Origin of the sequence: Pedobacter xixiisoli (genome assembly GCF_900215335.1) — a bacterium.
GTDB classification, from domain to species: Bacteria; Bacteroidota; Bacteroidia; order Sphingobacteriales; family Sphingobacteriaceae; genus Pedobacter; species Pedobacter xixiisoli.
In genome coordinates this window covers 77,532-91,699 of the sequence record NZ_OCMT01000002.1, presented here as the reverse complement: position 1 = coordinate 91,699, position 14,168 = coordinate 77,532, and the positions used below count along the sequence as shown (strand labels likewise).

Annotated in this window: 17 protein-coding genes; all 17 read left to right on the top strand. The window is 46.4% G+C overall.

The features are described from left to right. Nucleotides 1-292 precede the first annotated feature (292 nt). The 17 genes from CRO54_RS06380 (at nt 293) to CRO54_RS06295 (ending at nt 14,168) form a co-directional block, all read left to right on the top strand. Nucleotides 293-865: an RteC domain-containing protein gene (locus CRO54_RS06380; RefSeq protein ID WP_179747338.1), complete on the top strand. Its 573-nt coding sequence runs from the start codon at nt 293-295 to the stop codon at nt 863-865. 207 nt (nt 866-1,072) lie between these two features. Beyond that, complete coding sequence (locus CRO54_RS06375) at nt 1,073-1,933, top strand: RteC domain-containing protein (protein WP_171047844.1); 861 nt, start codon at nt 1,073-1,075, stop codon at nt 1,931-1,933. Between the two features lie 166 nt (nt 1,934-2,099). Continuing rightward, entirely contained in the window at nt 2,100-2,570 is a 471-nt protein-coding gene (locus CRO54_RS06370; RefSeq protein WP_097130091.1) for a hypothetical protein, read from the top strand. Nucleotides 2,571-2,704: 134 nt separating this feature from the next. Beyond that, nucleotides 2,705-2,995 carry a DUF4134 domain-containing protein gene (locus CRO54_RS06365; protein WP_205943976.1) on the top strand — a complete coding sequence of 97 codons (291 nt, stop codon included), beginning with the start codon at nt 2,705-2,707 and terminating at the stop codon, nt 2,993-2,995. Between the two features lie 61 nt (nt 2,996-3,056). Beyond that, on the top strand, nt 3,057-3,416 hold the full coding sequence (locus tag CRO54_RS06360) for a DUF4133 domain-containing protein (protein WP_097130089.1): 360 nt from the start codon (nt 3,057-3,059) through the stop codon (nt 3,414-3,416). After that, nucleotides 3,409-5,898, top strand: coding sequence for a TraG family conjugative transposon ATPase (locus CRO54_RS06355; RefSeq protein WP_097130087.1), 2,490 nt, complete (start codon nt 3,409-3,411; stop codon nt 5,896-5,898). The genes CRO54_RS06360 and CRO54_RS06355 overlap by 8 nt, the downstream gene beginning before the upstream one ends. 20 nt (nt 5,899-5,918) lie before the next feature. Next, nucleotides 5,919-6,338: a hypothetical protein gene (locus tag CRO54_RS06350; RefSeq protein ID WP_097130085.1), complete on the top strand. Its 420-nt coding sequence runs from the start codon at nt 5,919-5,921 to the stop codon at nt 6,336-6,338. Nucleotides 6,339-6,367: 29 nt separating this feature from the next. Further along, nucleotides 6,368-7,057: a conjugal transfer protein TraI gene (locus CRO54_RS06345; RefSeq protein WP_097130083.1), complete on the top strand. Its 690-nt coding sequence runs from the start codon at nt 6,368-6,370 to the stop codon at nt 7,055-7,057. After that, a complete protein-coding gene (locus CRO54_RS06340; protein ID WP_097130081.1) occupies nt 7,044-7,694 on the top strand; it encodes a hypothetical protein in 651 nt (216 codons plus the stop codon). Before CRO54_RS06345 ends, CRO54_RS06340 begins: the two co-directional genes overlap by 14 nt. 22 nt (nt 7,695-7,716) lie before the next feature. Beyond that, nucleotides 7,717-8,319 (top strand): TerB family tellurite resistance protein, encoded by a 603-nt coding sequence (locus tag CRO54_RS06335; RefSeq protein WP_476704030.1) that lies wholly within the window; start codon nt 7,717-7,719, stop codon nt 8,317-8,319. Nucleotides 8,320-8,335: 16 nt separating this feature from the next. After that, on the top strand, nt 8,336-9,514 hold the full coding sequence (gene traJ, locus CRO54_RS06330) for a conjugative transposon protein TraJ (protein ID WP_097130078.1): 1,179 nt from the start codon (nt 8,336-8,338) through the stop codon (nt 9,512-9,514). Between the two features lie 5 nt (nt 9,515-9,519). Continuing rightward, entirely contained in the window at nt 9,520-10,143 is a 624-nt protein-coding gene (gene traK / locus CRO54_RS06325) for a conjugative transposon protein TraK (protein WP_097130076.1), read from the top strand. Between the two features lie 258 nt (nt 10,144-10,401). Further along, nucleotides 10,402-11,451, top strand: coding sequence for a conjugative transposon protein TraM (gene traM / locus CRO54_RS06315; RefSeq protein ID WP_097130071.1), 1,050 nt, complete (start codon nt 10,402-10,404; stop codon nt 11,449-11,451). Between the two features lies 1 nt (nt 11,452). Beyond that, complete coding sequence (locus CRO54_RS06310) at nt 11,453-13,051, top strand: hypothetical protein (RefSeq protein WP_097130070.1); 1,599 nt, start codon at nt 11,453-11,455, stop codon at nt 13,049-13,051. 54 nt (nt 13,052-13,105) lie between these two features. Then, on the top strand, nt 13,106-13,288 hold the full coding sequence (locus CRO54_RS06305; protein ID WP_097130069.1) for a histone H1: 183 nt from the start codon (nt 13,106-13,108) through the stop codon (nt 13,286-13,288). Nucleotides 13,289-13,402: 114 nt separating this feature from the next. Then, entirely contained in the window at nt 13,403-13,999 is a 597-nt protein-coding gene (locus tag CRO54_RS06300; RefSeq protein ID WP_097130067.1) for a hypothetical protein, read from the top strand. Then, on the top strand, nt 13,944-14,168 hold the full coding sequence (locus CRO54_RS06295) for a hypothetical protein (protein ID WP_138765767.1): 225 nt from the start codon (nt 13,944-13,946) through the stop codon (nt 14,166-14,168). The genes CRO54_RS06300 and CRO54_RS06295 overlap by 56 nt, the downstream gene beginning before the upstream one ends.

Genomic DNA, 14,168 nt, shown 5'->3' with positions numbered 1-14,168 from the left:
TTGCTCCCTTTTTTTGGGAGTAGTGCTAACGTTTTGCATTTAGTGCTGAAATCGACACGTTTTGTGAGAATTATCACAGCAGTTTTCAAAACTTTATGTATTGTGCGCGTTGGAGCCGTATTTATCACTGGAATTATTTTAACAATTGTCAAAGGGTTTTTTAAAAACTTGAAAGAAATTTGTGTCTGCTAACCAATGAATTGGCTTATGGATAAATGTTACGTTTCAACATCCTGAGTATGAGTTAATGCCAGTCAACGGGCTAGGGATGTTATATTTAGTTTTCTCTATGATGTTAGATGCAATAAGGGATGGGCTGAAAGGTCTTGAAGGTGAACTAGGAAGGATAGCCTTTGAAGATTTTGGGCCCTTTGAAAAATTTGTGCAGACGATAGCAGCTGCAGAGTCTGCATTGAAACACTTGCGAAAGTTGGTAGGTGCTAATCAATTTGATAATGCCGCGGATGAAATCCTCTTTTTTAAAAAGATCAAGCCCCAATTTGAATGCTGGAAATTGTATGCCGTTGAACGCTATCGAATTGAGACCTGGTGCGTAGGTGGAGATTACCAAACCTCTTTTGATTACTTTTTCAACGAGATAAGGCGTATCGAACGCTTTTTCTGTAATTACGGTTTCTATTATCGATACTATAGGCAGGATGATTCGGCACTCGACGAGCTTTTGTTTCTCCGTGAATGTTTTACCAACGACCGAAGGCTAATTGCTTCCACTGAAGCAAGTCACCGAGATTTCTGCACCAATGGAGATCATCTTTTTACACGCTTCATAGCTTCAGAAAAGATGGTTTCCTTTCTCCAGCAACAAATCTTTGCGCTGGACGGATTGGTTCCGATCAATAGGTGATCATAAATTATTTGTCAGCAGCTTGTTGCTGAGCTTTTCCTGGGGATTTGATTCGCTGGGCTCCGCCTTGATAATTCATTAATTCCCTCATTCTAGATTTTAACAAGATGAATGCGTATGAATAAAATGCTACCCATTTTCCCGTGGTGTGTAAGTAATCAGCCAGTCAACAGGTGCCCCGGGGATTTACTTAATTACTTTAATCACATGAGAAGAAAAACGTTAAAGGTCGCCTTCCGGGAAATGCATTCGGAAGTGGAATCCTTGTTAGCCAATGAGGCCTTGTCCTTGATGCAGCGCTTTAATCAGGCCATGCCGCTAGTGGCAACATTCTTGGATTATGCTAGGTTGGAGCGTCTCGACGTAGGCTTTAGTGATCAGATGGAGGAGATTTATTTTTTTAAGTTTGAAAAGCCTGAATACTATGCCATGAAGATCTATGTGGCCGGATGGTACACGCTGATGAATGGTAGGCCCAAGGGGACGGCGCAACAGCAGCGTGAATATTTTACCGAGGAACTGCGTTTCATCTATCGCTTTTTTTCACAACATGCCTTTCATTACCAATATTTCCGCTCTGGTATGACCGAATTGGACGAACTGCTTTTTGTTCGGGGCGTCGAAGTAGCTCCAGTGTTCATATTGGAGGTGCCCGAATTGGATGCTTCCTTTTGTACTTCTGGAGATTATATGTTTGCCAAGTTTATCGCCTATGAGCGTCTGCAGGAACTGATCCTTGCGGAAATAGATCAGCTCGATCAGGGGACGCGTTTGGTAATTCCGGCTGGCAGTCCTGTCATAGGTGGCGGAAAGGTGATGGAATGGACTGGGGAGGTGATCAATCTGGTGGAACTCGGCTATGCACTATATGTTTCAGGCCAGATTGGTGGGGGCAAAGCTGGACTGGGGGAGATCTTCCGTTGGTTGGAAAGTTCCTTTGGCTTAGAGATTGGTATTCCCGCTAATCGTCTCCGTGAAATCAAGCGACGCAAACGGATGGAAAAACTCCATTTTATTCGTTTGTTGCAGGAAATGTTGACGGAATATATTGATAAGAGTGAGGCCTAACCTAGCACTTCAAGGTTTGTTGGGTTTTATTTTCCGCTTATTTACGATTTCAGGACACTTTCCATTATTTATTTTTCTCTACTAGTGACAAAGGATTTTCAGGGTTTTGGAATTTTGTCCCTGTCTTCCATTGGCAATGGAGCCAGTGGAATCTAAATCTTAGTTTATGTTGTTTCAGAATTTTTCGTGGCAGGATTTCCTGTTGGTAGCGGTGCTGTTGAGTGTGCTATGGTATGGACTGGTGTGGCTGTTTTTCTTTAGGAAGAAACCTGTTGTTGTTGGGGATGCAAATCGGTATGATGAAGAGGAAAGGTCGGCCCTGGTGGAAGAGGAACTGCTGGGTAAGCCTGTTCTGGCAGAAGGGGAAAAGGTAGTCTCATCCAATGATTTTGGTTTTTCGGAACCAGACCAAGTGGAACAATTGGGGGTAGTGGCAGATGTGCAGGAGCAGATCAAGGTTTCCTGTCGTGAGCTGGAAAGTAACCTGGCTAAAAAGGAAGAGTTTCTTTCGGTATTGGCAGGGGTGCTGGCCAGTTATCCTGTATCGCTTGCTGCCAGGTTGCCATTGGAGGATTTTATCCGTGAGCAGCTGCCGTTTTTTATCAGTGAAGAAGAACTGGATGGGCTCTGGCTTTAGTCGCTTTGGGTATTTCGATGGTTTCTTGGAGAAGATTTTCTTACGCTTTGTTCAGCGGTAATTACCGCAATTGGGAAAAATCAAATCAAGGGGAGTTGAAAATGAAAGAAAAAAAGAGAGGCTGTTTTAAAGTAATGGCAGTATGGTTAGGCATACTACAGCTGTTTTGGACCGCAGTGGCCATGGCACAGGATGGCGCATCAGGGATCAATCAGGCCACCAGTCAGGTCAGGAGCTATTTTGATGCGGGCTGTAACCTGATGTATGCCATCGGTGCAGTGCTAGGACTGATTGGTGCGGTGAAAGTGTTTTCGAAATGGAATTCGGGGGAGCCCGATACCAATAAGGTGGCGGCGGCCTGGTTCGGTTCCTGTGTGTTTTTGGTCATCGTGGCCACGGTGCTGAAGTCATTCTTTGGTATTTAGTTTTTATTCTGGTCTGCACTTGGTGCCAGATCTGTAAGGTGTTAATTTTTTAGGATTGTTTATGAGCGCAATATTTCAGATCAATAAGGGGGTGAACAGGCCTATGGTTTTTCAGGGTTTGCAGGGGCAGTACATCGCATGGTTGGCCATTGGATTAGTGCTACTGTTGGTGGGTTTTGCAGTGGGCTATGTTTCGGGACTATCGGTGTATGTGTTGTTGCCATTAGTCCTGGGACTGGGTGCATTTTTGTTCTGGTCGGTGGGATGGATGTCGAAACGCTTTGGTGTGCACGGGATGGAGAAGTTTCTGGCCAGACGTGGATTGCCCAACTATTTGGTGTTCCGCTCGCGAAGGGTGTTTACAGGTCTTCGCCGATTTCCTTCTGACAATGCCTTGGTAAGAAGGAGGGCGCATGATTGATATCAATAATATCATGCCGATCTGGAAGGTGGAAAGCAATGCAATGGTATCTATGCAGGGAGACTTGACTATCGGCTTTAAGGTGATGCTGCCGGAAACGGGTACGTTGTCTGGCGAACAGTTCGATGCCTTTCATCAGGCTTTTGTCCGTGCCGTTAGGGTATTGCCTGCGGGCAGTATTGTGCACAAGATGGACTGGTTCTTGCGCTCGAAAGTGAAGGCAGATTTTAGTGGTGATGTGGCTGCTGGGTCGGGTATTTCTAGCGTATTGTCGAGGGCATCGGAACAACATTTCAACGAAAGGCCTTTCCTGTCCCACGAATGCTATATCTTTTTGACGCAGAAGCCTATCGGGCGGAGAAATTCGAGTTCGTCCTATTCGGGGATATTGCGCAAATCCGTGGCACCGGTTCGGGTGGCAGATGAACGGTTGTTTTCCACTTTCCTTTCGGCCTGCGGCCAGTTTGAAAGGATACTGCTGGATAGTGGACTAATGGAAATGCTTCGATTGACCGATGATGAGCTTTGCGGGACGGCCAATTCCGCAGGGATCATTGAGCGTTACCTGTTCCTGTTGGGCAGGTCGCAACAACCGATGATCAGCGATGTGCATGTGGCGGGAGGTATCCGAGTGGGAGATCAGCCAGTGGAACTCTATACGCTTTCGGATGTGCAGGAGCTACCAGCTTACTGTGGGCAAAGGATCAATTATGACAGGTATTCTACGGATAAGAGCAAGTATTCGATTGGCTTTGCCTCTCCATTGGGCGGATTTCTGGATTGTAACCATATCTACTCGCAATTCTTGTTTGTGGAGGATTCAGCGCTGACTTTGAAAAAGCTGGAAGCTAGAAAACTACGCTTGCAATCCTTGTCTGGCTATTCTAGGGAAAATGCCATTAGTCGGGATGCGGTAAATGATTTTCTGAACGAGGCGATCGCTACCCAGAAGCTGCCGATCAAGGCACATTTCAATGTGTTGTGCTGGGCGGATAATGAGGTAGAGGCATCCGAACTGAAGAACAAGGTGGCCTCGTCCATGTCCGCCATGGATGCGGTCTGTAAGCAGGAGACCGATGGGGCGGCGCAGATCTGGTTTGCCGGCATTCCGGGAAATGCGGGTGATTTTCCGATGAACGATACCTTCGATACCTTTGCCGAGCAGGCCTGCTGTTTTCTGAATATGGAAACTTCCTACAGGTCATCTTTGTCACCCTTCGGGATGCGTTTGGCGGAACGAGGCGCCGGCTATCCGGTACATGTGGACCTCTCGGACGAGCCGATGAGAAGGGGCTGGACGACCAACAGGAACAAGTTCATTATCGGACCTTCGGGTTCGGGGAAAAGTTTCTTTACCAACCACATGCTGCGCAGTTATTATGAACAGGGAACACATGTGGTCATTGTCGATGTCGGCCATAGTTACAAAGGTTTATGTGATTTGGTGGGTGGTTATTATTTCACCTATTCGGAGGAAAGTCCGATCCAGTTCAACCCATTCTATCTTTCGCCTGGAGATGTGTTGGATACCGAGAAGAAGGAGAGTATCAAGACCTTGCTGTTGGCTTTATGGAAAAAGGATGATGAGACGTATTCAAGGGCGGAATATGTGGCCATTTCCAATGCCCTGACGATGTACTACGCCTATCTGGAAAAGAACCCCGGGGTCTTCCCCTGTTTCAACTCTTTTTATGAGTTTTTGATGGACGAATACCTAGAGGTACTCAAGGATGGCAAGGTACAGGAGCGGGATTTCAATATCCAGAGTTTCCTTTATGTGTTGAACCCCTATTACAAGGGAGGAGAGTTCGACTATCTGTTGAATGCCCAGGAAAATCTGGATTTGTTGCACGAGCGTTTCATCGTCTTTGAGATTGATACGATCAAGTCACATCCAATTCTGTTTCCGGTAGTGACGCTGATCATTATGGAACTTTTTATTTCCAAGATGCGGAAACTGAAGGGAGTGCGCAAGCTGATCTGTATCGAAGAGGCCTGGAAGGCGATTTCGGGAGCTGGGATGGCAGATTATCTGAGGTTTTTGTTCAAGACGGTGCGTAAGTTCTTTGGGGAGGCGGTCGTGGTCACCCAGGAGATCGAGGATATCATTTCCTCGCCGATTGTCAAGCAGGCCATTATCAATAATGCCGATTGCAAGATCCTGTTGGACCAGCGTAAGTATCAGAACAAGTTCGATGCCGTGCAGGAACTATTGGGACTGACCGATAAGGAACGGGCGCAGGTGCTATCGATGAACCGGAATAATGATCCCAAATTAAATTACAAGGAGGTATTTATTTCCTTGGGCGGCCAGATGAGCAAGGTCTATCGTACGGAACTGAGTATTGCAGAATACCTGACCTATACGACAGAGGAGAAGGAGAAGCTGAAGGTAGCGGCATACGCCGCCAGGTACGGCGACTTCGCCCGTGGGGTCGCCGCACTGGCGTCCAAGATTGCCAGTGGCGAGGAAGATTTATAAACCTTTTAAATGTTAACGAAATGGGAACAATTGAAATTTTAACAGGGTCGAGTTTTTCGGTAAGGAAAAACGAGTGGAAAACGCTTTGGTCTGGAATGGTACTTCTTTGGATGATGGTTTTGGCGGGCTGTAATCCTAAGCCAGCGCCCAGCTTTGAAGGCACCTTTGTGAATGCTGCCAGTTCCGAGTTCAGTGAGGCTTTCGATACGTTACGTGTGGAAAAGGTGGGTGAGCTGGATTACCTTATCTATCGCAGTACGGGTATTGTAATCATTGACGAGCAGGGCAAAAAGGCAAAGCCCGTGATCCAAAGGGAAAGCTGGAAACTGCAATTCGATCAGGAGAGAAAGCTGCTGTTGGAACGTAGCAAGGGCAGGGAACTAAAGATGCTGGATGATGCGCTGGTCTTGGAAAAAGCGGTGTATCAACGTTTGCACTAATTAATGGAGTAATGTGATAAGGAGAAGATATGAGTATACTGAAAACATACAGGATCGTGCTGCCGCTGAGTGCGGCACTGATCCTGTTTACGATGCCCGATGGGGCTAATGCCCAGCTCGCCATTGCCGAGGTGATCAAGGCTGGGGTCAAAAAAGTGATCAGGGCGGTAGACCTGAAGGTACAGCGGCTGCAGAACAAGACCATCTGGCTACAGAATGCCCAAAAGGTGATCGAAAATGAACTGTCCAAATTCAAGTTGGGCGAAATCTCGGATTGGACGGAAAGGCAGCGCAAGCTGTACTCGGGCTATTATGAGGAACTGCACAAGGTCAAATCGGTCATTGCCACCTATCAGCGCATCAGCGAGCTTGCCCGTGTGCAGGGCGATATCCTGTCTGAATATAAATGGGCCATTGGAAAATTTAGGAGGGACAGCCATTTTACCCCTGATGAGCTCGGGCACATCGAAGACGTTTACGGCGGGATGTTGGAGCAGAGCTTGAAAAATCTTGACCAGATCTTTGTAGTGGTGAATTCCTTCAAAACGCAGATGTCGGATGCCGCCCGCCTAGAGCTGATCGATGCGGCAGCGGAAAAGATGGAGGGGAACTATAACGATCTGCGCCAGTTTGGCCAGCAGAACATTAGCCTTTCCATCCAAAGGGCAAAATCGGAACTGGAAGTGAAGACCTTAAAATTGGTATATGAGATCAGGTAAAAGTATTTGGCTATTCTGGTTGGTGTTTCTCTCTGGATGTATCGGTTTTCAGGCGAATGCCCAGACCTGGGGCGAATGGTTCCGACAGCGGCATACACAAAAGAAGTATTTGTTGGAACAGATTGCGGCCCTACAGGTGTACACAGGCTATGTCAAAAAAGGCTATGGTATTGCCCGTGACGGATTGGGCATGGTCAGGGATATTGCCGATGGCGAGTTCAAATTGCATGAGTTCTTTATTTCCGGACTAAAAAAGGTATCGCCTGCTATTCGTAATGATGCACGTATCGCGGACATTGTAGCAATGGAAATCGGAATGGTCCGTTCCTTTGGACGACTGCTAGATTTGGAGGGACTTCCGCCTGATCGATTAGCTTATCTGCGATCGGTAAAAGCTGCCGTGATGGAAGCGTGCCTTGACGATCTGGCCGAACTGCTGTTGGTCTTGACCTCGGGCAAAGTGGAGATGGGCGATAGTGAAAGGCTGACAAGATTGGAGGGGATCTATCGGCGGATGCAGGACAGATCGGCTTTTGTACAGGATTTTTCGGCAAAGGTGCTGCAGTTGTCCAAACAGATAGATGGTGAAAGTAAGGGGATTAAACACTTAGGAGGATTTTATGAAATCAATGAATAAAAAGTTCTGGTACGTTTTTGTCATGCTTTTAGGCGGTGTTGCTATCAAGGTCTGTGCGCAGAGCAATGAAGTGCAGCAACTGCTATTGAATGTCGAGAAGCTTAGCCAAATGAAAAATATACTCTCGGACATGAAGCAGGGGTATACCATACTCCATAATGGCTACAATACAGTCAAAAATATAGCGCAGGGCAATTTTAATCTACATGAGGTATTCTTGGACGGGCTGATGATCGTCTCGCCAGAGGTCAGGAAATACCATAAGGTGGCCGATATTGTTCGTTTGCAATCAGCAATACTTTCCGACTATAGGTCCGCTTTTAAGAGGTTGTCTGCTTCGAACGTTTTTTCCTCTTCCGATCTGGGCTATCTGGAGCAGGTGTATGGCAGGCTCAATCGGGAGAGTCTGCAGAACCTGGATCGGCTGTTAATGGTCATCACTACTTCCAAACTGCACATGAACGATGAGGAACGGCTGAAGGCCATCGACCGTATCCATGCTGATATGGCTGACAAACTCGTGTTTTTAAGGTCGTTCAATCGGGATACAAATTTGCTTGGATTGCAGCGGGCGAAGGAGAAGGCTGAAGTCAATGGTGTATCCGGATATTTCGGGCAGAGATAATTAATTTACAGATTTTATGAAAAGGATTTTTTTGACTGCCGTTTTGGTGGTTACAGGGATAGTATTGCCCGTTGTTTCGTATGCCGAGGGAGGTGTTGCCGGAAGTATCAGTGGCCTGCAGCCGGTTTTGGATAGGGTGTATGCGGAAATGATGCCGCTGTGTTCGGGACTGATCGGTGCCGCTCGTGGACTGGCAGGATTTGGGGCTTTATGGTACATCGCTTCTAGGGTATGGAAGCATTTGGCAGCCGCCGAGCCCGTGGATTTTTATCCGCTATTGAGGCCCTTTGCTTTGGGATTGGCCATTCTGTTGTTCCCGATGGTCATCGGTGTGATCAATGGGGTGCTTCAGCCCGTGTCTTCTGCCACAGGAAATATGGTGAGGAATAGCAATCGGGCAATCGAGGCTTTATTGAAGCAGAAGGAGCAGGCTATTAAGCGTTCTGCCCATTGGCAGATGTATGTTGGGGAAACGGGGACGGGCAACCAGGATCGTTGGTACAAGTACACCCATCCAGATGATCCCAATAGGGAAAAGGAGGGAATGTTTGAAGGGATTGGAAATAGCATGAAGTTCTGGTTGGATCGAAATTTCTATAACATGAAAAACTCGATCAAACAATGGATGTCGGAGGTGCTGCAGGTGCTGTTTGCCGCCGCTTCGCTGTGCATCAATACCATCCGTACCTTCTATCTGATCGTGCTGGCCATATTAGGTCCGTTGGTGTTCGGCTTTGCCGTCTATGATGGTTTCCAGCACACCCTGACGGTATGGCTCGCCCGCTATGTGAACATTTTCATGTGGCTGCCGGTGGCCAATATCTTCGGCAGCATCCTGGGCAAAATCCAGGAGCAGATGCTGAAAATTGATATCTCGCAGATTGGTCAGGCGGGGGATACCTTCTTTTCACCAAGTGATTTTGCCTACCTCGTTTTTCTCTGTATCGGGATCGTCGGCTATCTGACCGTACCGAATGTCGCCAATTATATCGTACATGCCGGTGGTGGGAATGCGATGCTGCAAAAGGTGAATACGCTGGTTGTATCGGGAGGAAGTTCAACTGTTGGCGCTTTGAAATCTGGTGCGGGGATGGTAGCCGATAGATTTGGCGATACCAAAAGGGAAACGGGACAGGGTATGGCGGAAGCTGCCGGTAATGATTATTTCAAGAACAAGATTGGAGGTGAAAAGTAAAGCTTATGTTGACACAATTAAAAAATATAGATACCGCATTCCAGCACATTAAGCGCTTTAGCCTATTTCTGGTAGCAGCTTGTATACTGATCTCAGGTTTTGCGGTCTATACCAGTTTCCAGATGGTCAAACAGGTGCAGGGAACCGTCTACATCCTTTCCAGTGGAAAGGTATTGGAAGCCATAGCTGCTTCCCGAAAAGACAATATAGCCGTAGAGGCTCGTGACCACATCTCCACGTTCCATCATTGGTTCTTTACGCTTGATCCCGATGACAAGGTGATCAAGGCTAATGTGGCCAAAGCACTGAATCTGGCCGATGAGACGGCAAGGAAAAACTATGAAAGCTTGAAGGAACGCGGCTTTTACAACAATATCATTTCGGCCAATATCTCCCAAGAGATAGCCATAGATAGTATTCGGTTGGATATCAGTGAGCATCCCTATAATTTCAGGTGCTATGCTACCCAGAAGCTGGTGCGATCCAGTTCTTCTGCTGTTAGGAAGCTGGTCACACAGGGCGAACTACGGAATGTGAGCCGGTCTGACAATAATCCACATGGTTTTCTGATCCAAAAATGGGAGACGATTTCCAATGAGGATGTAGGTCATCAAACCGAGCTGCGATGAGGGTATTTGGAAGAAGGAAAAAACTGGAGTTGAGCAGCTCACAGGATAAGCTAGCGCAACGGATGGCGGATCGCATTTGCAGATTACAGCGCAAAATCGCGGATGATCTCAATGTTAGGACGGCCGGATGGGGTAGACGGAGTTGGCTAGTATTACTGGTACTACTGTGCCTGCTGATGGGCGGTTATTGTGCCTATCTGGTCATCGATGCATTGAATTAATAGAAGGTTGAACAATAATTAAAAACAAAAAAGAAGCATGAAAAGAAAGAGGATTGAAGCGAGAAAAGTGTTGCTGCTATTGCCCCTTTTGGCATGGCCGATACTGGCAGGGGCATTCTATTATCTGGGTGGCGGCCGCAAGTTGGAGACTCAGAAAGTCACTGGGAGTGCGGGACTAAACGTATCGTTACCTGATGCAAAGTTCGCCACCGATACGTTGCAGGGGAAGATGTCGGTATATGATAGCCAGCAAAAATCTGGTTTTGAAATCGATAGCCCAGAAAATGGTATGGATGAAGTGGCCCGAAGATTGGGCTTTGACGGATTGGGGGAGGATCCAAAGGTGGTGGCCATCAACGAACGTTTGGCTATGCTCAACACCGAGATGGCCAAGGGATATGAAGAGCCCAAGACGGAAAGTTCAAGGTCTAGCGGTAGGGATTTAGGTTCAGGGCGTGAGGTGGAAAAGTTGGAACGCCTGATGCAGGGGATGCAGCAAGGTAGTGGGGAGGATGTAGAGATGAAACAGCTGTCTACGATACTTGAACGTATCCAGGAAATTGGTGACCCTGAATTGGCCAGGCTAAAGTATAAGACAGAGCATGGTGGTAAGGTGTCCATAGATAGCGTATTTGGTGCTATTCCGGCAGTGGTCGATGGTAACCAAAAAGCGGTTCAGGGTTCGGTAGTGAAACTGAAATTGTTGGATACCATGGTTGTTGGAGGCTATGTTATTCCCAAGGGCTATAATGTGTATGCCCTTGGGAATTTTTCTAACCAAAGGCTCAATCTGGAGATCAGGAATATACGAATGGGCAATTCGATCATACCTGTTCGGTTGACTGTTTTTGATAGGAAGGATGCCATGGTTGGGGTCAATGCACCGGAGGCGATGTTGGCAGATGCCGCTCGTGGCGGTGGGGTGGATGCCATGGGTAGTTTTGGGATGATGGGTATGGACCTGACCACCCAGCTAGCAGGGGCGGGTATCGATGCGGCGAGGGGATTGCTTACCAAAAAACTGAAGCGTATCCGACAGCCTCTAAAGAACGGTTATCCGGTGCTATTGAGGATAGAGCAACGCTAGGATGGAAACTGCGGAGGCTATTATTGCCAAAATCGAGGCAACTGGATTTCAGTTAGATGATGTTCTGAAAGAAAGGTTGTTGGAATTTGGTACAAGTGATCGCCATTACCTTAGGGTGAACATTTCATTTGACCAAGTTGAGAAAAGACTATACGCCGAATTTGACATTTGGAATACTCCCAGTAAGGGTATGGTATGGCATATGTATTACCTGATCCAGCCACACCCAGCCGTCGATCTGGCGCATTTTATCAATAATGGGATCGATAGTCGCGAACTGGAAGGACGTTTTGCTAAACAGGATTGGTCGGGTGAAATGACAGCGGAGAAGTGGGGAGTAGTCGATGCTGTTTCGACGTTTACCACGAATTATGAAGAGCTGACCACCGAGTATCAGTTCCGTATGGATGATATTGTAGAGACCTTGTTCAGCAAATATCTGGGTGGAACAGATTCGGAAAGTCCAGTAATAGGCCGTATACCCGATTATTATGGCCTTTTTTATAAACGTCATTACCTTACTTCGGAAGTGACCTTGCAACAGGCACTAGAAAATATTTATGGATCGAAACAGGTGATGACGCCTGTTTCTAAATTATTAGAGATGAATATCAATAAAACAAATTTGGAAAATCTTCAAGCGGAGATGAAAGTATTGAAATTTAACGAGGCGCTGATTAAGGAAATGGAGAAAGAGATGGGCCGAGGTAGGCCACTATTCGAGCTGCGTGCAGCTGTAATGATAGACAAGGGGCAGATGGACCTGACCCTGCACTTCAAGCAGTCGGGTTCCAGTGAATACTATTACCTGAACAAATATGAGCTTTCGATGACGAGTGCCAAACCTTTGGAAGCAGGTAGGCAGTACTTTGTGCTTTCAGCTGAGAAGAACGAAAAGGGTGAAACTCCGGTAAAATCTTTTGTCAATGCAGCTGAGGCCATGGAGTATTTCAAGACTACGCCAGGAGCAAAAGAACTTGCGGTAGGAAAGACAGCGGCGGATAAGTTTACGCTGGCAACCCGTGATGCGGTGAAAGTGGACTATGTAGAGAAAGATTTCAAAATGGCCTATTATGGAACCATCCGAACCAATACCTTTTATGTGGATAGGGGCAAGGGGATCAATGTAGAACAGGGCATCAACCTGATGCAGGGGCGAGCGGTGTTCCGTGATGACCTGGTGAATAGAGGAACGGGTGAAGCCTATAAAGCTTGGAACACCTTTGAGTTCAACGAGGCAAAGGACAAGTATGGCAATTTTAAGGTCAAACAATATGGCGAGAACTACGGTGTGGATGTTCTTAAAGAACTGGCGGGCTATAATATCAAGGAGCTGGCCGATCCCAAAAAAGAGGCTGAGGTGATTGCGCAGCTGAAAGATGGCCACAGACCTGTAGTGACGGTGAAAGATGCCGAGGGGGTAGAGCAGCAGATGCGTATCGAGGCAATGCCTAGGTACGGCAATTTCAATTTTTATAAGATGGACGGAAAAATGGAAAAACGTGAACAGTTCCAGAAACAGAACGTGTTTTCTTCGGAAAATGAGAAAGGCAAGGGCAGGGATAAAAAGGCCGATCAACAGCAGGGACTTTCGGTGTAATTTGTGCTTTCTGTCGTTAATCCATATTTTAGAACTTTAAAAAATCAAAATAATATGAATTCATTTGAAAAATTGAAAGAACTGATTGCTGCTACTGAAGCAGATGCTACCGCTTTTTATGCAAAAGGTAACAAGGCTGCCGGCACACGTTTGAGAAAAGCCTATATGGAAATCAAGAACTTGGCTTCTGCTGGCCGTAACGAAGTGACCGAGCTGAAGAACAAGGAAAGTAAATAATATTGAGTTAATTTGGGAAAGGGCCACCGATTTATCGGTGGCTTTTTTTTATTTTTTATATAAAATTTGTGTTAACCTATAATTTTTATTAAGTTTGGGTAATAATTTATATCAATGAGCAATTCTCTTTTTTCTAAATCTAAGATCGATGGACTGAAAAAGTTCCAAGAGTCAACGCTATGGGAGTGGGAAAACAGCTTTGTCGATAATTTTAAGCCTAGACAAAAAATAACTTACAGTGAAGGCACAGATTGGATAGATGCGACAATACTTACTAGCAGGCTATGGGATTATCTGAATAAGTACACTGGACCTTTTACCAAGCAGGTGGTTTGGGATTGGGATAAAGGTTTCTACAGCATCGTCGACATTCCGTTATCGGAGCAAGGCGGAGTCTTAGAAGTAAAAAGGCTGACCTTCCTGGAAGTACTGGCCCTAGTGGCAGCACTTTATTCCCGTCTAAGCAAGAGGTTAAGATCTATCTCGAGGCAGATTGGCCAGGAAGAGCGCAAGCTTGAAAGCTTGGTCAGGGACAAAAGGGCCTGTTTCCGTGCGATCGTAAGGATGCTCTTTAAGAATTTGGACGATGAACATGATACCGTAAATAACTTTCAAGACAACGCTCGAGCAGGTTATTTAAAATTAAAACAATATCATGGACATCAAATATATCGTGGAGCTGCGTTCAAAATTGGAGGAATTGCAGCATGAAAATAAAAAACTAAGTAAGCAACAGAAAACGCTGATCGTAGAAGCAAAAGAAATCCTTTCGCTTGCCGAGCAGCGGTATGAGAATAAAACGGATTGGTCGGCAGTTGCCAATCTGGTGGTCCAAGGGGCGACGCTGGTAATGCAGTTGTTCCGACAGGACGGAGGTTAA